The organism is Anaerobacillus sp. CMMVII, from assembly GCF_025377685.1.
Taxonomy (GTDB): domain Bacteria; phylum Bacillota; class Bacilli; order Bacillales; family Anaerobacillaceae; genus Anaerobacillus.
In genome coordinates this window covers 308,556-330,970 of record NZ_JACEHK010000017.1, presented here as the reverse complement: position 1 = coordinate 330,970, position 22,415 = coordinate 308,556, and the positions used below count along the sequence as shown (strand labels likewise).

15 protein-coding genes, 1 other RNA gene and 2 pseudogenes are annotated in these 22,415 nt (G+C 37.9%); 3 read left to right on the top strand and 15 right to left on the bottom strand.

Going from position 1 to position 22,415, the window contains the following annotated elements; translation table 11 throughout:
* Nucleotides 1-14: 14 nt before the first annotated feature.
* The 3 genes from H1D32_RS23035 to H1D32_RS23025 form a co-directional block, all read right to left on the bottom strand.
* Nucleotides 15-227, bottom strand: a complete 213-nt coding sequence (locus H1D32_RS23035; RefSeq protein ID WP_261180528.1) for a hypothetical protein — start codon at nt 225-227, stop codon at nt 15-17.
* A 281-nt stretch (nt 228-508) separates the two neighbouring features.
* Nucleotides 509-745, bottom strand: coding sequence for a hypothetical protein (locus H1D32_RS23030; RefSeq protein WP_261180527.1), 237 nt, complete (start codon nt 743-745; stop codon nt 509-511).
* Nucleotides 746-1,024: 279 nt separating this feature from the next.
* Nucleotides 1,025-1,228 (bottom strand): hypothetical protein, encoded by a 204-nt coding sequence (locus tag H1D32_RS23025; protein WP_261180526.1) that lies wholly within the window; start codon nt 1,226-1,228, stop codon nt 1,025-1,027.
* A gap of 145 nt (nt 1,229-1,373) precedes the next feature.
* Between H1D32_RS23025 and H1D32_RS23020 the strand changes: the two are divergent.
* Nucleotides 1,374-2,647: pseudogene (locus H1D32_RS23020) on the top strand (IS110 family RNA-guided transposase).
* A gap of 525 nt (nt 2,648-3,172) precedes the next feature.
* Nucleotides 3,173-4,012, top strand: coding sequence for a site-specific tyrosine recombinase/integron integrase (gene xerA / locus H1D32_RS23015; RefSeq protein ID WP_261180525.1), 840 nt, complete (start codon nt 3,173-3,175; stop codon nt 4,010-4,012).
* 846 nt (nt 4,013-4,858) lie between these two features.
* Here xerA and H1D32_RS23010 read toward each other — a convergent pair.
* The 10 genes and pseudogenes from H1D32_RS23010 to H1D32_RS22965 form a co-directional block, all read right to left on the bottom strand.
* A complete protein-coding gene (locus H1D32_RS23010) occupies nt 4,859-5,053 on the bottom strand; it encodes a hypothetical protein (RefSeq protein ID WP_261180524.1) in 195 nt (64 codons plus the stop codon).
* A gap of 122 nt (nt 5,054-5,175) precedes the next feature.
* Nucleotides 5,176-6,168, bottom strand: a complete 993-nt coding sequence (locus tag H1D32_RS23005; protein WP_261180523.1) for a S8 family peptidase — start codon at nt 6,166-6,168, stop codon at nt 5,176-5,178.
* The gene (locus tag H1D32_RS23000) at nt 6,126-7,097 is read right to left on the bottom strand and encodes a hypothetical protein (protein WP_261180522.1); all 972 of its coding nucleotides are present in this window, start codon (nt 7,095-7,097) and stop codon (nt 6,126-6,128) included. Before H1D32_RS23000 ends, H1D32_RS23005 begins: the two co-directional genes overlap by 43 nt.
* Nucleotides 7,098-7,104: 7 nt before the next feature.
* On the bottom strand, nt 7,105-7,989 hold the full coding sequence (locus H1D32_RS22995) for an AAA family ATPase (protein ID WP_261180521.1): 885 nt from the start codon (nt 7,987-7,989) through the stop codon (nt 7,105-7,107).
* Nucleotides 7,990-8,242: 253 nt separating this feature from the next.
* On the bottom strand, nt 8,243-8,398 hold the full coding sequence (locus H1D32_RS22990; RefSeq protein ID WP_261180520.1) for a hypothetical protein: 156 nt from the start codon (nt 8,396-8,398) through the stop codon (nt 8,243-8,245).
* Nucleotides 8,399-9,163: 765 nt separating this feature from the next.
* Nucleotides 9,164-9,493: a transfer-messenger RNA gene (ssrA, locus tag H1D32_RS22985) on the bottom strand.
* Between the two features lie 159 nt (nt 9,494-9,652).
* Entirely contained in the window at nt 9,653-10,120 is a 468-nt protein-coding gene (gene smpB / locus H1D32_RS22980) for an SsrA-binding protein SmpB (RefSeq protein ID WP_261180519.1), read from the bottom strand.
* A gap of 163 nt (nt 10,121-10,283) precedes the next feature.
* Nucleotides 10,284-12,652 (bottom strand): annotated as a pseudogene (rnr, locus tag H1D32_RS22975) (ribonuclease R).
* Between the two features lie 102 nt (nt 12,653-12,754).
* Nucleotides 12,755-13,498, bottom strand: coding sequence for an alpha/beta hydrolase (locus H1D32_RS22970; protein ID WP_261180518.1), 744 nt, complete (start codon nt 13,496-13,498; stop codon nt 12,755-12,757).
* A gap of 15 nt (nt 13,499-13,513) precedes the next feature.
* A complete protein-coding gene (locus H1D32_RS22965; RefSeq protein ID WP_261180517.1) occupies nt 13,514-14,203 on the bottom strand; it encodes an alpha/beta hydrolase in 690 nt (229 codons plus the stop codon).
* Nucleotides 14,204-14,397: 194 nt separating this feature from the next.
* Between H1D32_RS22965 and secG the strand changes: the two genes are divergently transcribed.
* The gene (secG, locus tag H1D32_RS22960; protein WP_261180516.1) at nt 14,398-14,628 is read left to right on the top strand and encodes a preprotein translocase subunit SecG; all 231 of its coding nucleotides are present in this window, start codon (nt 14,398-14,400) and stop codon (nt 14,626-14,628) included.
* 82 nt (nt 14,629-14,710) lie between these two features.
* On the opposite strand, the gene H1D32_RS22955 is transcribed toward secG, so the two are convergent.
* Together H1D32_RS22955 and H1D32_RS22950 are read right to left on the bottom strand one after the other, a co-directional pair.
* Entirely contained in the window at nt 14,711-17,101 is a 2,391-nt protein-coding gene (locus H1D32_RS22955) for a S8 family serine peptidase (protein ID WP_261180515.1), read from the bottom strand.
* A 502-nt stretch (nt 17,102-17,603) separates the two neighbouring features.
* Complete coding sequence (locus tag H1D32_RS22950; protein WP_261180514.1) at nt 17,604-22,175, bottom strand: cell wall-binding repeat-containing protein; 4,572 nt, start codon at nt 22,173-22,175, stop codon at nt 17,604-17,606.
* Between the last annotated feature and the right edge of the window lie 240 nt (nt 22,176-22,415).

The following is a 22,415-nucleotide window of genomic DNA, read 5'->3' as shown; positions in this document are numbered from 1 at the left end:
AAGCACCCTTTACTTTAAGTACAACAAGCTAATACTTTATCCATATCTTTTTCTCTAACCCAAATTTCACCTTCTCTTATTTCATACTTTATATTTGAATGGTCTAAACGCTGAATTTGATTTTCTGTTTTATCTGTCCAATAAATATAGTTTTCTTCTGTATTACAAGAAGATAAGATAATCACTAATGAAAAAGTAACAACTACTAATACTAATAATTTTTTCATATTAAACCTCATTAAAATAATACTTTTTATGAAACCGTATTGAATAAACCTGCTCTATAGTTACAAAGAAAGCGTTACTGTTGCTGTTCCAGTAACGCCTCCGTTTGTTTAAGAATAATTTAATAATTATTGAAAAGTTCCACTTCCATTGTTGCTTGTATTTCTTAAATCCTTCTTATACTTAGTATAGGATACAAGGACTCCTATCAAAAATACCCCCCATATTATTGGATTATTTAATCCGATACCAACTTGAGAAGCACCGCCAAGTAGACTTAAAATTATAAGTAACGAAAAAAAGTATATCCCCGCAAAACTTTAAAGATAAATTCTTGTCTGCTTGAAGTGAATACTGGTACTCCTTTTTGACGAGAAAGAGCTGATAATAGAATAAAAATAACAAGTCCTATCACCCCTATCGACATACTTATTCCTATATCAGGGAAAAAGTCTATAACAACCATTAAAGTGAAAAACATTACGGCTAAAACTTGGGATATAAAATTAATTTTTTTCATACGTCACTTTTCTCTCCTTTAATTCGACCACAAAATTATTCTAACTATACCATTAACTTACTTTATTTGGATAGTGGACTATTAAAACACATACCCCATATTAAACAAATCTCGTTTGTAAATAAATTCCACAAAAAGAGCGTTTATTCCTTCTTGAATAAACGCTCATCGTTACTTAAACAACATTTTTACGGTCCTAATAAGAAACCTACACCCATTATTAAGAATAATACGATATAGATAACTATAATCAATAAGATAATTATTAATGACAAGAATTTAGGGGAATCCTATTTCTTTGTTTTTAAATGCACAAATACTCAAAATAATACTTATGAAACCCATTATAATAGCCCCATAGAATAGTACTTGCAATAATATGACAATCATACCTTCAGGTTGTACTGGAGCAATTGCATAAGAAACGAAAAGTGAAACAGCACAAATTATACTTAATGTTGCAGACCATTTACCATAATTCAAAAAAATCCCTCCTTTGTTTAACTATACTGCTCGTTAGCATTCCTGTAGAGCGTTAATTATCAGTTTTGAAAAAATAGAGCCCCTCAGTAAGATATGAGAATAGACACCACTCTAAAACTCAAAAATCTAAGGAGGAAGCTCTACTATGAAGTATAAAATGCAAGACAAACAAAATCAATTGATTGAAAGAATTACACATGAACACCTTGTCGTAGGAGTAGATATAGCCCAACAATTTCATGTAGCTCGTGCTGTTAATTTTCGTGGGATTATCGTTGGTGAGCCTCTTACATTTGAAAATAATGAAGATGGCTTTGCTAGATTATTAGAATGGATAAATCATTTAATCTCTAAGGCGAACTTTAAAACAGCTATCGTTGGAATGGAACCTACCGGACATTACTGGCTAAATCTCTCCAAATGGCTCTACAATCATAACGTTGATGTTGTAACTGTCAATCCTCACCTTGTAAAAAAGAATAAAGAAAACCGAGATAATACACAATCTAAGAGTGATATTAAAGACGCTCTACTTATTGCTGATATGGTCAAGAATGGGTACTATGCGTTTATTCGCCCGACTTCAGAAGCCTTCGAACAGTTGCGAGTACTTATGTCAAACCGTGACGTGATCGTTAAAAGATTAGTCAGTTCAATCAATCAGATTAACCGTTGGGTCGATATTGTATTTCCAGAACTTCGACAAGTATTTAAAGATGTCAAAGGCAAAGGAGCTATTGCGACTCTACGTTTATTTCCTACACCAAGCGATCTTCAATCTTTAGAACCTCAAGAAATTATTGATGGATGGAGAACTGTGATGCAACGACACTCTGGTTTACATAAAGCACGCTTACTGATTGAATTAGCTAAACACTCTGTTGGAAGTACACAAGCTACCGCAGCTTATAAACTTCATCTAGAACAATTACTTGAAGAATTTGATTTAGCTACAGCTCAACTTGGAAGGGTAGAAAAAGAAGTCTCAAACGTACTCAAACAGATTACTTTTACAGACAAACTACTTGCCATAAAAGGTATCAGTGAAATTTCTCTGGCTGGAATCCTTGGAGAAGCTGGAGATTTAAGTAGTTTCGCACACGGTAATTCTCTCCTACGACATGCTGGTTTACATCTAGCAGAGGCGAGTTCAGGCAAATGGAAGGGTCAAATTGTGCTGTCCAAGCGTGGAAGGTCTAGGTTACGCCGATTCCTTTACTTAGCGACTATATCACTTATTGTAAATAATCCTGAATTCAAAGCTTATCACGCCCACAATGTACATGTTAAAAAATCAAAAAAATGAAATCCATTATGAAATTGATTGGCAAACTTGCAAGACTTTTAGTAGGAATGGCTAGAAGAAATGAATCTTATTGTCCTAAAAAAATTCAAACATGTTCACCAATTGCAGCCTAGTTAGTTAAAAGCTAGATTATACTTTTCGAGTGTTGTCTTATTCGTAGGATTTACAAAAAAGCACGGAGTACTGGATCACTTACACAAAAGGGCACCGACCCGTTTCGTTAGCAAAACAGCCTCCACCCCTTGGATAGGCATGACGAAGGAATGAAAGGGCTTAGACCCGTTGAGACATGGGAGGGAAAGCCTCCAGGGGCGGCGTGGAGAATACGTGCAATATCTGGTAATAAATGGAGTTAGACACTACCTCCTTTATTCCTGCACGCCTTCATGTAGCTCTTACTCTCAAAAATCTATCCATTATTCAGTCATAGTACGATCAAGTGGTTTGAAATCCTGCGAATAAGTGAGCATTCGAGAGATATATCTATCTAACTGAGGGAGTTTAAGTGAATTAATTCACAAAGCGACTAACCTTCATACGTAAATAATACCAGAAAAGTACTAATAGTTGTTCTTATTTTTCATAAAATTGGAAATAATTCCTCTAAAATACACATAATACATAGGAGGGATCAAGCAGTGCAACTAACTAAAGCCTGGGAAGCATACAAAGCTGAGAAAAGAATTGAAGGATTTTCGCCCCATACCTTGAATGCCTACCGACTGCAAGCAAATCTCTTAGTCCGTCACTTCCAAGATATTAACCCTCAATCCGTTACAACTCAAGGAATTAAAGATTACTTAGCTTCATCCAGCGAAGGATTAAAACCATCGAGTCTTGCTCATCGTGTTCGTTTTATCCGGTCATTTTTCCGTTGGTTACACGAGGAAGGTCATATAACCGCTAATCCAGCTGCCAAAATCAAGGAACCCAAAGTGGGAAAACGAATCCCAAAGTTTTTAACAGAACGAGAAATTGAGCATTTAAGGGAAGGTTGCCATACCACAATGGAGAAGGCCTTGTTTGAATTTATGTTTTCGACGGGATGTAGAATTGGTGAGATCGTTTCATTAAATAAGAATTGTATTAATTTTGGGGATCATTCAGCAATTGTAAGAGGGAAAGGTGATAAGGAGCGTGAAGTGTATTTTAATATCAGATGTGATATTTGGTTAAAGCGTTACCTTCAAGAGCGAACAGATCAAAACCCTGCCATTTTTGTAACGGAGCGAAGTCCTCACCGAATGAGCATTGCCCAGATGAGGTATGTTGTTAAGCGGATATCGAGTCGGGCTGGTATAGATAAGACAATATACCCTCATCAATTAAGACACAGTTTTGCAACTCATTTACTTAATAACGGAGCTCCTCTTGATGTAATACAGAGTTTACTTGGGCATGAAAAAAGTGAAACTACTCGTATTTATGCTCAGTTGAGTGGGAAATTGAGACAAGAATTTTATAAAAAATACTTTTAATCTAACTTAGATTTTATTAATCATTTTTAAAAGAAGGTACCATGTATATTATATAAGGTACCTTTGAAGTATTTTATCCTCAATTTACTAACTCATTGTTCCGCTAAAATATAAACATTATCCAAAACTTAATGTTCATTGTTGCACAGTATACGTCTATTACGTAATATAAAGCTACTCAACAATCAGCCCTTGTTTGCAGGATACTTACCTTATTGAAAATCATCCAATTATTTCGTATAGCAATTGATCTCAAAAATATGTTTTTTGTCTTTTTCATCAAAAATTTTGAAGTGGTAAACAATCTGTCATTGTTCGGAGTGCGTAATTGTTCGTACCATATTTCTAACAGATAGGATTTAAAATAACCGTCCCTGCGCTAAAAAATAAAAGTAGATGTCCTAGTTAGACTATTTGCTCTTGTTTGGGATTTTTTCGTGCAATAGGATTATTCGTGTGGTGAAGGGCGGTGAAACAATGAAAAGAAACGCAAGAATCATCCCTGCACTTTCGTGTTTTAACTTTTTGTATCAAGTAACATTTATTTTCTATATGTAACTTCTGTAGATACAGTAGTACGATTTTTCAACACTAACTTTAGATTCAATTTTATTTTTTATGACAGAATATAAATCAACTTCTGTCTCAGGTGCCTCAATACTTACTATTAAAGAATATCTAATCTTTGAATTATATTTCTTTAAGTTCGTTCTCAGTTTCCACCATCCCGTTATTGGATAAACAGCTATTTGATTGCTTTGACTTAATTCACTTGCCGTTCCTTCCCAAATATCAGAATGAACGGATCCTACGTTTCTATTAGATGCCCCAATAACCCAACGGCTGCTATCGTTTTTTTACATCACCTTTATCTTGCTCATCATCTCGCATAGCCTTATTAATTCTCTTCAAGAAATTATCTTGATCCTCAGTTGAATTATTAACATCAAACAGCAGGCCACAAGAAGGATATCGGTATTTATCTTTCCAGCCAACTTCTCCAGGACCTGGTTCAGTAAAATAAGACAATGTAACTCGCATCTTTACATTTTTATCTTCCAGACTAAGTAATACATCATCTGGCCAAGGTATATTATGAATATGCATTTCTTTTGAAGTAATGCTTCCACTAGCCTTCTTATAAAAAGGTTGAATTTCATCTTCTATAATAAGGTTAACTCTATTAGAAACACTCCAAAGTGCTTTCGAAGATTTGGCACACCATACCCACAAGTTCTCAATAAGTTTCTATAATCCATTCTTTTTGGGGGATTATTCTCAAAACAAGCATTTTTCATTGCATCTGTCCATTCAGCTGAATGAATCATCAAAGCCCTTATTGTTTCTGGCCATAGTTCAGGATAATGATGTAGAATATTTGCACCCATCCATGTAGCTTGTGCTGTTGCAGAACTTGTCATACTAAGTGTATCGAATGATTTACCCGTCGCAGCATCTTTACTTGTCGTCAAAAGTTGTAGATCTGGTAATTCTGTATAAAAATTAGAATTTTCATCATAAGCTAAATTTCCACCCTCTAAAACTATATCTGGTTTCACCGGCCATTTAATACTCCACGTAAGTGAGCTAGAGGTAAATGGTGAGAAACAGCCAGGTTCCACAACTGGATGATATGTACCACTTAATTCTTCAGGTATTTGGTATTTGACTGTATAAGCACCTACAGTAATAGCATTCCAAGCTTGTGCAGGATCTTCAATTGCATGGTTGATGACAGCAGTTTTTACATCACCTGATTCGCTAATCTCTGTAACACTTGTATTTCCTGCAGAAATGAACATAAGCTTTCTTTTTATATCCGTTTCCTCTATTACATTTGCACCTGAAATAATAGAATCAATCGCTCCTGACCATGAGGAAGGTCGTCCATCACCTTTAAGTGTATTCGTGGGAGCCGTAATAGCCATACAAATTGCTCTATTAGTCTCAGGATTTTGTATTTCCGCTAAACTAATAGCACTTTCGGTAACATATCCATATAATTCTCTTTGATTATCATCACTACGATCAAATAACTTTACAGACTCTAAAAAGTGATTAACTACAACAGGAGTAGTATTTTCAAGTTTATCTTCAAGTGTAAAGTAAGATGCTATTCCAGCCATTCTTGTACCATGATTAGCAATGTCATACACGCCTTTGAAGGATCTACTGCATGCATATTTTCATCAGTTAAAAATGGCGCTAACAAATCATGACCATTATTAACACCTGTATCAAGTAAACAGACCGAAGTATTTGACTGTTCTGAAATATCTAGTCTTTCTACTAAATCTTTTACAAAGTCTCTTTGATCTAATTCAGAAAGCTCTTCAAAAAAGCTTATTGGGGTAACCATAATTCTGAATTCTGCAATTCTAGAACTTAACCATTGCAATTCTGATAATTGCTGCTTATTGGCTCTTACTCCTAATACGACCCTCTCTGGAAATACTATTTTTTGATTTTTATGCTGGATTTGTCTTTCATCACAAATTCGAAAAAATTCTCCAATAATGGTGTCCACTTCTTCTTTCATATCAAACATTAACCACACTTCACACCATTTAGGAGTATTGTTGGGTAATTCATTTTTATCGCTCATCCAAAGAGCATCGACCATTGCTAGATTAATACTCTCTATTGTTCCAATTACTTTTTCTTCAGTCTCTGTTTCTTTGTACTTATTTAATTTCTTAACAAAAAAATCCCTTTTGTTTTCAGGGACAAAAACAGTGGAGCTTACAACTTTTTGCTCCTCACCATCATCTTCACTTTTTATATTACAAATCCTAACTTTTTGCGTTGTATTCTCTAAGCTTTTAGTAATCAGATCATAACCAGCCTGACCCTTAATTTCTAAATATACACCGTGTTGAGAAGATACCGAAACCGCACCTAAAGTTTCCTGTTGTTTTTCAGCTTCTTCCCACGCTTTTGTTAAGCTTTCTTCTAATCGTTCTGCATGGCTACGTCTACTAGTTCTAACGGGATAATTACCTTTTCCACCGTTGGAGACAATTGGTGTGTAATTAACTGTTTGAGAGGATTGATTAATATATAAGTTGCTTAATTCTGGTTTCATTTATTGCCTAAGCCTCCTTATATTTATAATAATTCTTCCGATCTTTAATGTAATTTAATAGTATGTTTTTTGTAATCAGCTGATCCTCTAAGATAGAATACTTAACTGCTTCCTCACACGCTTTAACAATGTCTGCATGATTTAATCCTTTAGCCTCTTTGTACACATCTTCTGTAAAAATATTGTTAGATGCTTTGCCATGAAGCTTCATCTTAAATAACCTTGTGATTTGTTCGATATCAGGATTTTTATATTCCATCACATCATCAAATCTTCTAAATAGAGCATTGTCTAAAATGCTCGGATTATTGGTTGCTGCGATGATAATACTATAGGATTCATCATCTTCAAGATTCTGTAAAAATGAATTTAAGATTCTTCTCATCTCGCCTACATCATTATCTAAGTTTCTATCTGACCCTATAGCATCAAACTCATCAAATAAATATACCCCTCGAACTTCCTTTATCTGATCGAATACTTGTCGAAGTTTTGCACTTGTTTCACCCATGTATTTCGTTATCAACCGATCAAATTGTATTACATAAAGCGGTAAATATAACTCGTTGGCTATAACCGAAGCAGTCATGGTTTTCCCTGTACCAGGATCACCTGCAAGTAACAGTTTTGAACGATTCATAAGTCCATTTTTTCTTAAGAGATCTTTTTTGTGATACTCATTGATTAAACGTTTGATTTTTTCTTCTATCTCAACCGAAACGATTAAATCAGATAAATGGACATGAGTCATCTTTTGTTCAAGAATGTCTAATCCATTATTTAATGCTACAACCTTATTTTTGTTTAGATATTTTGGGTTTTGAATAATTTCTTTAATTTCACGAGCACTTGCTGTATGACCTACTTTTGCTTCGTGAGCCGCAATTTGCAAAACAACAGTTTTAAATTTCTCTTCATTACTATCGAATGCGCTCTTATTAAAGCTTTAATCTGTTCTATTGTTGCCATGCGGATTCACCTACTTTCTTTAGAAGTGCTTATGATAAAAATATAAGGCACATACGTCCTTTGCGCCTCAAAAAATAGTGGTAAAGTTTGCTTTAATTACAATGTATGTTAAATTTTTCATTTGTTAAAGTACACGATTCTCTCTTCATTTTATCACTCAATGTCAAGCATCACAACTAAATCACTTGGTTTCGTTTGATAACTTTAGCTTGCTCTTGCTGGATATGCCAACAATTATCTTCGTCTACCCAATACCCATTAAGTAGCTTTCTTCCACCGAATAATTTCTCGGTTAGTCTAACTCTGATGTTCTCAAGCCATGCTCTTTGCAATATTCATCATCTTCTTTGTTTCAGAAAATCTGCCACTTTCATCGTATATTCCTCTATCTGAATGACATCTTCAAAATCAGCTTCAGTACGACGAATGGCGTCCGGGTATTAATCAGCAGTAAGCCGAAGGCAATACTGGGTACCTCTCAATTGCTCTGAATATCTGCGCCATTTCATCCTCTAAAAAATATATGGGTTGGAATTTTTAAGATATTTAGCTAAATATCGGTAATTTAAAACGAAAACCAATGCAGCATTTATTACAACTGCATCAAAAAAGATCCTGTATAACTTAGTGGCACTAAGTTATACAGGATCTTTTTTTAATTCGTTCTACAGCTACGGTTTTTATTACAAATCTTAGTTTAAATTAATAAAGTTAAAGCAATTCGTTGCCTAAAGTTTCATAAAGCATATCCTTGCCTTAGTGGCAATAATATGGTTTAAGTTACACGGCTACGCGGTTGATGTTGGTAATATTGGTGGAGACGGTGGGACATGTTATTCCACGCTTTCGCGGTGGCACTGACTATATCTTGAACTTGAGTGTTCTCAAGTCCCTTGGCGTATTATGCAGAATGTAGTTTTGCCTTTTGGCAGGATCCTGCATCCTAGTACTACCTATTAGGTAGCCTATAAGTCGATACACGGCTGTTGGATTGCTCCACATACCGCTCGGTGTTACCGTATCGCGTTTGCGACTTAGAGTTCACCGATAAAGCCAAGTTATCACTTGTGTGTCACCACACAAGGCGACCATTTTACTAATCGAACCCACGTCCAGAAACATTGGCACTTAAGCTTCTACGAGTGTAGTCACTACATTAGCGTTTCGCAATCAACTTTGCCTAGTGACAGGCGTCCTTGATGCTAGTCTGGTTAATCTCTTCCTTCGTCCTCAGACGGTGAACAACCGGCGTATCCCACTAAGTTGAGCCCCGACCCCTACCACATGGGCGATGGAGGGAGGAGCAGCTACTTTATATTAAGCAGCTAAAGCGTAATTAGGTTTGCCAGTTATAGGCGTTGGCGTTTTAACGAGGCCGACCCCCTCGACTCGCCACTTAAGCTCAAACTATCCCTGTCGAATCCAAAACGTCCCCAGATTAACAAAGTAATTTTGAGTTTTGAGTTTGTTTATGCATTATCAGTGATGCTTTTTGAAGCAACTCTGAGAAGCTTTCAGTAACTCATAACTCATAACTTAACTTACAAATTGATTATAGCACAAAGATCATTCGACATAAATGGAAATTATTGTTTTTGTCGTTCTCTAAATGCTTTTTCGATTTGGCGCTTGGCATCTTTTTCTTTTAAAGACTCGCGCTTATCGTAGTTTTTCTTTCCTTTACCTAGTCCGATTAAAACTTTTGCGAAGCCGTTTTTTAAATAAATCTTTAACGGGACAAGAGTGTAGCCTTGCTCTTTCGTAATACCAATGAGCTTACTAATCTCTTTTTTCTTCATTAAAAGTTTACGTGTTCGTAAAGGATCGTGATTGTAGCGGTTTCCCTGCTCGTATGGACTAATGTGGGCATTCCAGAGAAATACCTCGCCATTTTTGATCCGGGCAAAGGAGTCTTTAATATTGGCTTTGCCAGCACGAATAGACTTTATTTCAGTACCAGTAAGAACAATGCCTGTCTCATACGTTTCTTCTATAAAGTAGTCGTGATTTGCTTTTTTGTTTTGAGCAACAACTTTCCCATCAAGCTTAGCCATTATAACACCTCTTTACAATCATCGTCCCTAAATCATAACATTTCAATTGAAGTTTATCAAGATGCTCAGGCAGAGCTTTGAGTTTTGAGTTTTGAGTTACTCTCAGGTATAGCTTCGAAGCCCAACCTAAAACCACTCAAAACTCATCACTCACAACTCATAACTACTTACTACGTTTTTTTCCTTTATTGCGTTTTGCTTTAGGTGCGTTTTCGTAAAATTTCTTCTTTTTGGCGCCGCCTGGTTTTTGTCTGTCGCTTGGTTTTGCCTTGCCATCTTTTTTAGGACCGGTACCGCTTGCTGCTCCACCACGTCCATCGCCGCCGCTACGATCTTTGCGTTTTCCACCGCCAACAATGACTTTTGGCTTTTCGCGTTGTGGACGTTCTTTTCTCGCTTTCATGCCAACGACTTCAAAATCGATCGACATCTCATCAACGTTAACGCCGATGACTTTAATTTCGATTTCATCACCAATACGGAAGACGTTGCCTGTTCGTTCACCGATCATCGCGTACTGCTTTTCATCGTAGTGGTAATAGTCATCAGTTAGATAACTTACGTGAACAAGTCCTTCAATTGTATTTGGTAACTCAACGAAGATCCCAAAGTTAGTAACCCCGGAAATCATACCTTCAAACTGCTCACCAATTTTATCTTGCATGAATTGAACTTTCTTTAATGTATCGGTATCACGTTCTGCTTCAACGGCACGGCGTTCCATTTCTGATGAATGGCTTGCGATGACTGGAAGTTTTTCACCCCAGTGACTTGTTGTTTGTTCATCTGTTTTACCTTCAATTAAATACTTACGAATTAGACGATGAACAATTAAGTCTGGGTAACGACGAATTGGTGACGTGAAATGCGTATAGTACTCTGTTGAAAGACCAAAGTGGCCTAAGCTATTATGATCATATTTTGCTTGCTTCATGGAACGAAGCATGACGGTACTAATCACCGTTTCTTCCGGCTCACCGCGAACTTCATCAAGAAGCATTTGGAGCGATCTTGGATGTAGGGTGTTTGCTGTACCGCGAACAACGTAACCAAAGTTCGTGATGAATTCTAAAAAGCGTGTTAGCTTCTCAGCATCCGGGTCTTCGTGAATTCGGTACATAAACGGTACTTTCATCCAATGGAAGTGTTCAGCGATCGTTTCGTTGGCAGCTAGCATAAACTCTTCAATGAGTTTTTCAGCTACAGAGCGCTCACGAAGGACGACATCAGTTGGTGTGCCTTCTTCATCAACAAGCACCTTCGATTCTTTGAAGTCAAAATCGATCGCGCCTCGCTCCATCCGTTTTTTACGAAGAATATCTGCTAACTCACCCATTTGCTTGAAAAATGGAATCAGTGGTTCGTAACGCTTTGTTACTTCTTCATCTTCATCATTTAATATTTTACGGACATCGGTATATGTCATTCGTTCGGTAGTGCGGATAACACTTTGGAAAATGTCATGGCTTACGACTTGGCCCTCAGGGTTGATTTCCATTTCACATGAAAGTGTGAGACGGTCAACCTTCGGATTTAATGAACAGATCCCATTAGATAAACGATGAGGGATCATCGGAATAACTCTGTCTACTAAATAGCAGCTCGTTGCTCGCTCAAACGCTTCTTTATCGATTGGTGAATCTTCTGTTACGTAGTAGCTAACGTCGGCAATATGAACGCCTAGCTTGTAGTTGCCATTTTCCAAACGCTCGACGTTGACCGCGTCGTCAAGGTCCTTAGCATCTGCACCATCGATCGTCACAATCGTTTGATCACGTAGGTCACGGCGTCCTTTAATTTCTTCTGGATCAATTTCATCTGGAACCGAATTTGCTTGCGCTAATACTTCCTCAGGGAAGTCAAGCGGTAAGCCATGCTTGTGAATGATCGATAGAATGTCGACACCTGGGTCATTTTATGACCTAGGATCGTGACTACCTCACCTTCTGCACTCATACGCCCTTCAGGATATTTCGTGATATTTACCACGACCTTGTGGCCATCTACGGCACCAGCATTGGCGTCTTTAGGGATGAAGATATCATTAGGAATTCTCTTGTCATCTGCAATTACAAAGCCATAAAACTTATTTTCAGAGTATGTACCTACTACTTGGGTAAGTCCTCGTTCTAAAATGCGGATGACTTGGCCTTCTGGGCGAGCCCCTTCTGATTTTGGATGGAGTCGCACTAATACGATATCCCCATTCATTGCACTGTTCATGTCAGCACTATTCACATAGATATCTCGTTCTGACATATTGTCTTCTGGGATGATAAAGGCAAACCCCTTGGCATTAGCTTGTACCTTCCCACGGACAAGATTCATTTTCTCAGGTAAACCATAACGGTTACTTCTTGTTCTAACGATGAGGCCGTTTTGCTCCATCTCATTTAATACTTTTACAAAATCCTTAAATTCACTAGAATCTGTGATTCCAAACGCTGCTTCTAGCTCAGTTACCGAAAGCGGCTTATACGCCTCTTCGCGCATAAACGCTAGCAACTGTTCTTTTCGTTTTGCATAATCCATGTTATAACCTCCTTTTTTAGGGGGTCTGACCCCCAGTGCTTTAAAGCGGTACATTGTTGGGGGACTGACCCCCACCACTTTAAAGCGTTGCATCACTGGGGGTCAGACCCCCCAGATCGTTTCTAGAAAACTATGCACATCTTCGTGGAGCTGGTCTTTTTCTGCTCCGAGGGTGATGACGTGTGTAGAGTTTTCATACCACTTTAACTGCTTTTCTTCTGACTGTATGTGGTCATGAATGATATCAGCACTTTCTGTGTTAATCATTTCGTCGTGGCGTGCTTGTACAACGAAGGTTGGTGTGTAAATCATATCAACATTATCTCGTACCTCTTGTAAAAGTCCTTGTAGGGCTTTTAAAGTAGTCATTGGTGTCTTTCGGAACTCGTCCATTTCCGTGCTAATTTCTGCTTCACTTTTTTGCTCCCGCTTCTTATATTCCTCAGCATAAGCTAGTACACCTTTGTACATGATTTCTTCGCTTTTAATGTGCATTGGCGCACACATTGGAATTATTCCCTTTACAGGTAAAGTGTAACCTAATTTTAAAGAAAATACCCCTCCAAGAGAAAGGCCAGCGACGGCTATTTCTTCGTAACCGCGCTCTTTTAAGAAATTGTAGCCGTCAAGAACATCCTGCCACCAATCATCTGGTCCTGTATGAACCAATTCTTCAGGGGGCACACCATGACCTTTATATTGAGGCGCGTGGCATGTATAGCCTTTCTTCTGCAAAAATCTGCCGAGCATGCGCACATCTGCAGAACTTCCGGTGAAGCCGTGCAGAAGTAGTACGGCGCGATCGCCTCCTTCAAAAAGAAATGGTTTTGGTGCTGCTACTTTCATATCGTTAAACCTCCATTAGCTTTCAAGAAAATGATTAATAATCTCTAATAGATCCTCGCGCTCTTCGCCGAGCCAAATATAGTGCTTTGAGTTTTTAAAGTAGTATAACTGCTTTTCAGTCGAACTAATCATTTCATATATATACTCTGCGCTTTTTTTCGGGGGAACTAACCCATCACATTCCCCTTGAACTATGAGAGTAGGAACTCTTACTTTTTTTAAAATTGGTCGCGTTATATAAACTGTTTTCGCAAATTCAATTGTCGCTTTCACAGGCGTATCAATCACCTTTTTTCGGTAGAGCTTGTAAAGGTGGTCATTTTCTAGCTCCCCTCGCCAGCCTTCAATGATCCACCCCTTCATATCCTGGATGATTTGTTTTGGATTTAGATAGTATGCCGAGGCGCTTAAGAGTATTAGTTTATCAACCGGATATTTCGCAGCAACGTAGGAAGCAATCATGCCTCCCATTGAAAACCCAATGACGTAAACCTTATCACACCGTTTTAGTAACTCTTCAGCAGCCACTTGCGCAGCATATAGCCAATGCTTAAAGTTCGCCTTCTTTAACCCATCTTTACTACCGTGGCCAGGTAGCGTTGGTGAATACACTAACCAATCTTTTTTCTGTTTCAAAAAATTCGTCAGTGGCTCTACCTCTTTAGCCTCTCCAGTGAATCCATGAATACATAAACAGCCAATCATTTTTCAACCCTCATTTCGAAAATGTAGAATATATTGGAAAAATGCTCGACGACTACCATCTTACTCTAGATATACGCTTGTGTCATTGAATTTGTTTCAGTTATTTCAGTTAAATACCATTTTGCAGTACTTGTACAATAGCTGATGTTATGGTAAATTTAGAATAATGTAAACTCACGTTGGAGGTGTATGTCATGCAAGCTTTCTTAACAGTATTATTAGTAATTGTTTCACTTTTACTTATTGCAGTTGTTTTATTACAATCCGGTCGTAGTGCAGGATTAGCAGGTGCCATCTCAGGTGGTGCGGAACAATTAGTGGGGAAACAAAAAGCTCGTGGAATAGATGCAGTTTTTCAAAAGGCAACTGTTGTTCTAGCAACATTATTCATCGTTTTAGCAGTATTAGTTGCTTATTTTTCATAATAGTATTGTAAAACTCTCACTTTGGTGGGAGTTTTTTTGTAATAGAAAAAAGCCAAGTCAATCGACTTGGCTTTTTTTAATCTTAGTCCTTAGTTACTATCGCAGCTCTATAATTAGTTACTCCAGCTTTTTCTGCCCAAACAATTAATACATAATCTCCGTTAGGTAAATTATTGCCATTTAATTGCCCATTCCATAAAAATTCATGGATTGGTGCAGAGGCATTAGTAAATTCACCAATTGTACCAAGAAGTGCTCCAATTGTATTACCAGGGCCAAGGACGTGAATATCATATTCTAAAACATCAGCACCACCTGGCAAGTAAGATCCAACATAATAATTTTCAGCATCTTCCTTCCCAAAGAACATACCTGTTACACGAGGATAATCTGGCTCACCTACAAAAAGAATAGATGGTACATCAATCGTTGTCGTTCCATCGCTTACTTTAATTGTTGCTTCATAGTAACCAGGCTTAAGTTTTGAAGTGTCAACTTGAACATTGAAGTTCACTTGTTGTGTTTTATTAGCAAGTACATTAAGGTTGTTACTTGTTGTAACTTTAATTGCATCCGGATTTCCTGCAAACTCTACTTTAAAGCTATAACTTTTTCTTTCGCTAGAAAGATTCTTAAGCGTAAAGCTTTGTCTTTCGACTTGTCGGCCAGTGTCTTTGACAAACTTACCGAAAGAATGGCTTCCAGGTACTACAAGAGTTGTAGCGTTGATTGCGTCTAATACACGGATACTTCCAGCACCTTGTGTATTATGTGCGTAAACTTTACCATTAGCTGGATTAATCATATCTTCAGCAGTATTCATTAAAGCTGCTTTCACTTCATCTGGACCCCAAGAAGGGTTTGCTTGTAAAATTAATGCTGCAGCACCAGCTACGTGTGGCGCTGACATACTCGTTCCTTGAAGAGCTGCATATTCTTCTCCAGGGAACGTACTTACGATGTTAACACCAGGAGCAGATACATCTGGTTTGATCATATACGTTAGTGCAACCGGTCCTCTAGAAGAGAAGTCTGCCATTGTTTCGCCAACAGCTTTATCAAATTCAATATTAAATGAAACAGTGTTGTTTCCTGCTTCTAATTCATCAAGAAGCTTTTGTCCGTCTGCTAATGTTGTTTTGATCGTTGGTACAGCCATCCCTGGCACATCCGCATGCTCTCCAGCAACGTTATTAAAGATGATTGCTCCGACAGCACCAGCATTTTTCGCGTTCGTCGCTTTATCAACGAAGGCAAAATCACCACGAGAAATTAAGGCTATTTTCCCTTCTAAATCTTTTCCTTCAAAGTCTTTTTCATACGCTAAGCCTACATACACAAACTCGTATTCTTTACCATTAAGCGCAAGTAATTCTTCGTCACTTGGGAAGCCCATTACTTTTGCTGAATGATATTCTACACCTTCAGTAGTAGAGATTGTAGATGTATATACATTGTAAGGTAATCGTGTAGCTCCAACAGAAATTGCATCACGAGATGTACCAGGTGAGCCAACTGTCCAGTTGTTTGGACCGCTGTTTCCGTTAGATGTTACTGCAACTACTCCTTCAGCCATTGCCCAGTCTAGAGCAATTGAAGTAGCCCAGTCTGGATTGTTTAACGTATTACCTAGAGAAAGGTTCATGATGTCAGCACCGTCTTTAACAGCTAATTCAACACCAGCAACTACATCAGCAGTCGTTCCACCATTAGGACCTAACACACGGTATGCTAATAAGTTTGCATCAGGCGCAACACCTTTAATTGCACCGTTAGCTGCAACTGTTCCAGCTACGTGTGTACCATGGTATTGACCAGGACCCTCTTGTGGGTCGTTATCATTGCTTACAAAATCCCAGCCTTTATAGTCTCCAAACGCATGAGCTAAATCAGGATGAGTATAGTCCACTCCCGTATCAATAATTGCAACTGTTAATCCTTTACCAGTATAACCTTCAGCCCATGCAAGGTCTGAACCGATGAAAGGAGCACTTTCCATCATGTTTGGTACTGAGTCAAAATCAACGGGTTGTAGATTTAACGAATCAACTGTATACGTTACGTTAGGGTAAACTGCTTTTACCCCTGGCGTTGATAATAGTTGAGGAATTTGATTTGCTGGTAACTCCACTGAAAATCCTGAGAATACATGATCATATTCTCTCTTAACCTTTGCTGCGCTTCCTTTAAGCGCTTTGATTACTTGTTCTCTTTCTTTCTTTAAGTTTGCTTTGCTTTGTTTTTGTCCTTTATTTTTCGCCTCAACAATTGAAGGCGCTTTCAATTCAACGATTACAGTTGTAAGGGCTGAAGATTTAAGGTCATGTTCTCCAAATAATTCTGCTAATTCTAATGGCTTAGCATTAAGGTTACCTTTGCTTCCATTTGCAAATACCCCCATGCTAAATGAAGATAAAATTAGAGCGAATGCTAAAAAAACTACTAATGAACGTACAAACTTTTTACTGATCATCCAATCCAACCTTTCGTAGTAAAATTGTAGTACAATTACACTGGTAAACTAGTAATTTATGTAGCTATTCACCTCCCTAATTAACTATGTATTTGAGGGTACAACCACAATAATTATAACTTTAATATTCTGAATTTTACAACAATTATAAAGTAGGATGTTTTCATTTAATTTCAACAAAAACCTAAGCATTTTTCATAACAGGTATCTAATACGACAATTTTAGTTAGGACTTTTTACTCAGTCATACTTATTCTTTTATAGATCTTTTAAAATCAAATTATTACTTCACTACTAGATTGTGAAAAATCCTCATTATTGTTAAATAGTAATTTCGCCTTTTACTCAGTTACTTTCTTGCCATTTGCGGTGGCTGCCCCCTTGTACTCTCCACATGGACTTTTTGTAGGTTTTGTCCATTTGCGGTGTCAGACACCACAAATGGACACCACAAATAAACAAAAAAATCCTGTCTAGAAATTCTAGACAGGATTTTTCTATATTAGTTCTTGTATAGTCCAGCTAATTCAGCAAAAAGTTCTGCTGAAATTGCAAGCTCGCCACCAAGTACTGTTAATGTTTCTACACCGTTCTCAGCAATGTAAGTCTTTAAGTTCGCACGAACTGAGTTACCTACTAAGAAGATACCTGTGTCCTTTTTAGCTGCTAAAGCTGCACCTGCAAGGGCATCAGTGAAATCATTTGTTGTTGCTACGTAGAAGTGCTCAGCGCCTTGGTTGAATTTTTCTACAACCATTAATGCAGTGTCAAAACGAGTTTTTCCTGCAAAACGCTCTCCTCCTGGAAGTGCATTGAATACATCGTCAGACATGACTAAGTGTCCGCCTAATGCATACGTTGTTTCAACGTTTAATGCTACTAATGCATCTGCTGTAGCTTTTGGTAACTTTTCTTTGTCTGTTAATAGAATTGGCATACCTTTTGCTGCTGCATAAGGAGCGATCGCTAATGCATCTGCATAGTCTCTACCGTAAACTACTACTGCTTCGCTAGATCCTTCAGGAGCTACTTCATGAGCGATTAACGCTGAAGTTTCCCATCTAGTTTTACCAGAAATACGTTTTACGTTTGGAACTAAAGCCTTAAGCTCAGCTTCTACAGCTGCACTTACAGCAAGCTCTCCACCTAGGATGATTACTTCAGTTGCACCAAGACGTGCAATTTCAGCTGCAGTTGCTTTTGATAATGATTTTGTGTTTGTTAATAGGATCGGAGCATCGTGTTTCTTCGCAAGAGGAGCTCCAGATAATGCATCTGTGAAGTCATCTGAACGAGAAATGATTACTACGTTCGAAGTTTCCCATCCTTCTTTACTTACATTAACAGCCGTATCAAAACGTGTTTGACCAGCAAGACGATCAACACGGTAATCTACTTCGTTTCTGTAAACATTTAATTCTTGTGTTGTTACATTTCCAGCATAGTCTACTAATCTTAATTCAAACTTGTTGTTACCAGGTTTAACTTCAAGAGTTGTCTCGAACGTTTTAGAAGCACCGTTTAAAAGTCCTCCAGCAACATTCGTAGATGGTAATAGATACTCTTGGCTACCATCGATTAAGAATGATAGGTAATGGAAGTTATCTTCTAATAAGAAAGAAGCTGGAACTTCTGTTACATCATGATTAACGAATTTCGCTACATTTGCTTTGATTGTTGGAGCTTGAGTATCAAGATATACTCTTCTTGCAATTGAGAATTCGTTTCCAGCAGCGTCAAGTGCAGTAACAATGATTTCTTCAATTCCATCTTTCTCGAATGTTAGAACAGTTGAGAAGCTGTAACGCTTGTTTTCTTCATTATAAGTTAAATCTACCTTTTTGCCGTTTACAGAGACACTTGCAACACGGTCATTGTCTGTAGCATAACCAGCAACAGTTACTTCATGAGTTCTGTGTGCTGAGAATGCACCTGGAGAACTTAAGAATACTAATGGTTCTACTGTATCACCAATAGTTCCAGTAGTGAAACCAACATTATTCACTTTGTCCGTTGCATAAACTGCTACATCAGCAATTCCAACTGGTGAAGCAAACGTATAGCTTGTTGTACCTGCGTCAAGAGTTGCAACTGGATCATTACCTTCACCAACAAATACGAAGATTTGGTTCACACCAATTCCAGCATCTGTTGCAGTAAACTTGATTGTATTTGACGCTTTGTCAAAAGAGTCAATTGTTACTACTGGTGCAGTTGTATCAACTAAAACTGGAACCTTTTTCGATTGCCACTTCGCACCTACTTTGTCTGCTACAGCTTTGATTTCATAGAAATATTTGCCATCAGCAACTAGTTGATTACGAACAGTACCATCCCACCCTCTTGCTGTAACCCAGCTATGAAGTTGAGCGTTTCCTGCATTAAAGTAATTTTTGCGTACATCAGTTTGTTGTAAAACACGACGTAATAATTTTTCATTCGTATCTAAAATGTTGATTTGAACTTCACGAGCATTACGTAAATATCCTGTAATTGGATTAACTGCTTTCATTGTTGCGTGAGCAGGGTTAATTACATGATAACGATCACCTTTATCATCTGTTAAGAAAGGAACAAATTGTCCTGCTGCGTTTACTACATCTGACGCATAAGGCGTAAATTGACGAGCTTCATTAAAGATTAATAAACCGTCAAGAATTGATGGCTCAGACCAGTCACCATAGAAACCAAGGAACGGTACTGATAAAGATGGTTGTTGGTCAGCTGTTAAGTTAACAAAACCTTCAACGAAAATGTTCTTAACTAGATCCATGCTTGTAGCTTGTCCACTAGTTGTTAAACCAGGAATTTTTGCCTCAGAAAAATCAATCGCTACTGTGAATTCTACAGAACCACCAGCAGGTACTGTTACAGTTTCTGGAGCATTTACAACTGCACCAATAAAGTCACCAGCGATTAAAGCATTTTGCTTAGGACCAGAAGCCATTTCACGGAATGTATCTGTTAATACTTGCGTGTCAACAGTATATGTTACAGCTTCGTTAGTTAAGTTTTCTGCTACTAATGTAAAGTCTACATTCGTTTTATCAAAGTCATAAAGCTCAACTTTTGCTTCGTTTGTTTCTTTGTATGTCACAACTACAGGTGTAGTTACAGCGTAGTATGTTGACATCATACCTGCACCTTGACGGCGAGGAGAGAAAGGTTGTCCATTTAAATCTTCAATCACATAACCTGAGTTCATTAATAAGGCTTTCGCTAAACGAGTGCGCTCAGATGCTGTTAAACTAGCAAATCTTTCATCTGACTTTAGATATTGTTGTACAAGTGCAGCACCACCAGCTACGTGAGGCGCAGCCATTGATGTACCACTCTTCACTCCATAAGCATCGCCTTGGATAGTAGAATAAATGTTTCCACCAGGAGCAGTTAGCTCAGGCTTTAACTCTAAACTTGGCGTTGTTCCCCAAGATGTGAAGTCAGTCATACGACCCATTTCAACATCTTCTTTTCTTGAAAGTTCGTTCGTTTTTAATGTTGTATGACCTGCAGCAATTGCCGCTTGTAAGTCTTTTCCATCTTGGAATTGAACGTGCATGAATGGAATATCCCATCCACCTTGGTTCTCCCAGAAAAATAAGCTTGGATCATTGTTACGAACAATGATACCAGTCGCTCCTGCAGCAGCTGCAGTTTCTACTTTTGCGATAAACGAGAATGCACCACGTGGTACAACAACTACTTTACCAGCAACGTCAACACCATCGTAATCTGCTAAACTACCACCTAGTTTTTCTCCAAGGTCTACTAACTCAAGACCATCAAGATCAACCCAGCTGTCCATACCATAACCAACAGCAGAGTATGAGCTGCCTTCTACAGTAATTGCCGTTTGGTAAAGGTAAGCTTCGTTGCCGGAAGCAGCAACTTGAATTGTGTCATAGTTTAATCCAGGCGCCCCAACTACCCCGATATCCGGGTTGTGGTGGAATGGATTTCTAGCACTATAGCCACGTAAAATATGACCTGAGTTACCAGCAGATACAGCAGCTACAACACCGTTGTCTACTGCTCTAGTAATAGCAACGTCTTCTGCACTATTAGCATCATAGAAAGAAGCAATTGAACCTAAACTCATGTTTAGAACATCCGCACCTAATTTTACAGAATCATCAATTGCAGCTAAGTATACGTCTGATGTCGTTGATGGATAGTTAGGATCATTAGAGAATACTTTCATGCCTAACACTTGCGCTTCAGGAGCTACACCCATAATTGCTCCGTTTGCTACGACAGTACCAGCAACGTGCATCCCATGGTGAGAAGCGTGTGGTCCAAGATCTAAAATTTGGTTGTTTAAGTCAAAATAGTTGTAACCGAAAGGTACTTTTTCGTTAAAGTACTTCCCATTGATGTTGTTTTCTGAAAGGATCGCATTTACACCATCTTCAGTTAAAGCAACATCAACACCGTCACTAATATTGAAGTCTTTGTGAACTGGGTCAACCCCTGTATCAAGAACAGCGACAACCATTCCTTCACCTTTGAACTGTCCGTCAGCCCAAGTTTGAATCGATTGGATGAATTGGTGACTCTTGTCCATGTTCGGTTCAACTTCTGGTCGATTGTATTCGTTCGCTAAGTATACTTTTGAAACTTGTGGTAAGTTTTCAATCTTTGCTACGTCTCCAAATAAAACGTCACCACTGAAACCATTAAAGCTTGTTGTGAAGTTGTATTTGTAGTCAAAGATGACGCCTTCTGAAGCAAGCGCATTCTTAACCGTAGTTTGTTCTTGTAACACTTTGTTAGTTAAAGATTGCTTTTCAGAATCACTTAATTCCTTGAAAAGAACATCTTTCTTTGTTGCATACTCAATAGGTGTTTCACCTTTTAATTCAACGATTACACGGACACTATCAGTTGCAGCAAAAGCAGCTACCGTTGCGTCTCCGTCTAGCGTTTCAACATCTTCTAATTGTTGTTGAAGGATGTTATTAATGACGTCTAAATTCGTTTTCCCTTGTGCACCTACTGCGCCCACAAAAGAGAAATTCGAGAATACTAGTAAAAATACTAGTAAACTAGCAAGTTGTTTACGAAATTTTCCCAATGAATTTTCCTCCTTAAAAATATAAATATAATACCAAAATAGTTTTTTAGTAGCAGACCCCCCATGTTTTTCTAAAATTTCGACTTTCTAAACATAATATTACTGACTATTCTAAATTAAGTCAATTGTTTTATTGTATAAATGTTCAGAATTTGTACATAATTGTTGGTTCATGTTGTAAACTTGATACAAAGCTATAATTTTGCTTTTTTAGAAAAAATAAATTTGCTAAAATTCGAA

Bases quoted from the DNA above. Each gene is read 5' to 3' on its own strand.
- H1D32_RS23035 (WP_261180528.1), bottom strand. From the start codon at position 227: ATGAAAAAATTATTAGTATTAGTAGTTGTTACTTTTTCATTAGTGATT.
- H1D32_RS23030 (WP_261180527.1), bottom strand. From the start codon at position 745: ATGAAAAAAATTAATTTTATATCCCAAGTTTTAGCCGTAATGTTTTTC.
- H1D32_RS23010 (WP_261180524.1), bottom strand. From the start codon at position 5,053: ATGCGAGTTACATTGTCTTATTTTACTGAACCAGGTCCTGGAGAAGTT.
- H1D32_RS23000 (WP_261180522.1), bottom strand. From the start codon at position 7,097: ATGAAACCAGAATTAAGCAACTTATATATTAATCAATCCTCTCAAACA.
- smpB (WP_261180519.1), bottom strand. From the start codon at position 10,120: ATGGCTAAGCTTGATGGGAAAGTTGTTGCTCAAAACAAAAAAGCAAAT.
- H1D32_RS22970 (WP_261180518.1), bottom strand. From the start codon at position 13,498: ATGAAAGTAGCAGCACCAAAACCATTTCTTTTTGAAGGAGGCGATCGC.
- H1D32_RS22965 (WP_261180517.1), bottom strand. From the start codon at position 14,203: ATGATTGGCTGTTTATGTATTCATGGATTCACTGGAGAGGCTAAAGAG.
- secG (WP_261180516.1), top strand. From the start codon at position 14,398: ATGCAAGCTTTCTTAACAGTATTATTAGTAATTGTTTCACTTTTACTT.
- H1D32_RS22955 (WP_261180515.1), bottom strand. From the start codon at position 17,101: ATGATCAGTAAAAAGTTTGTACGTTCATTAGTAGTTTTTTTAGCATTC.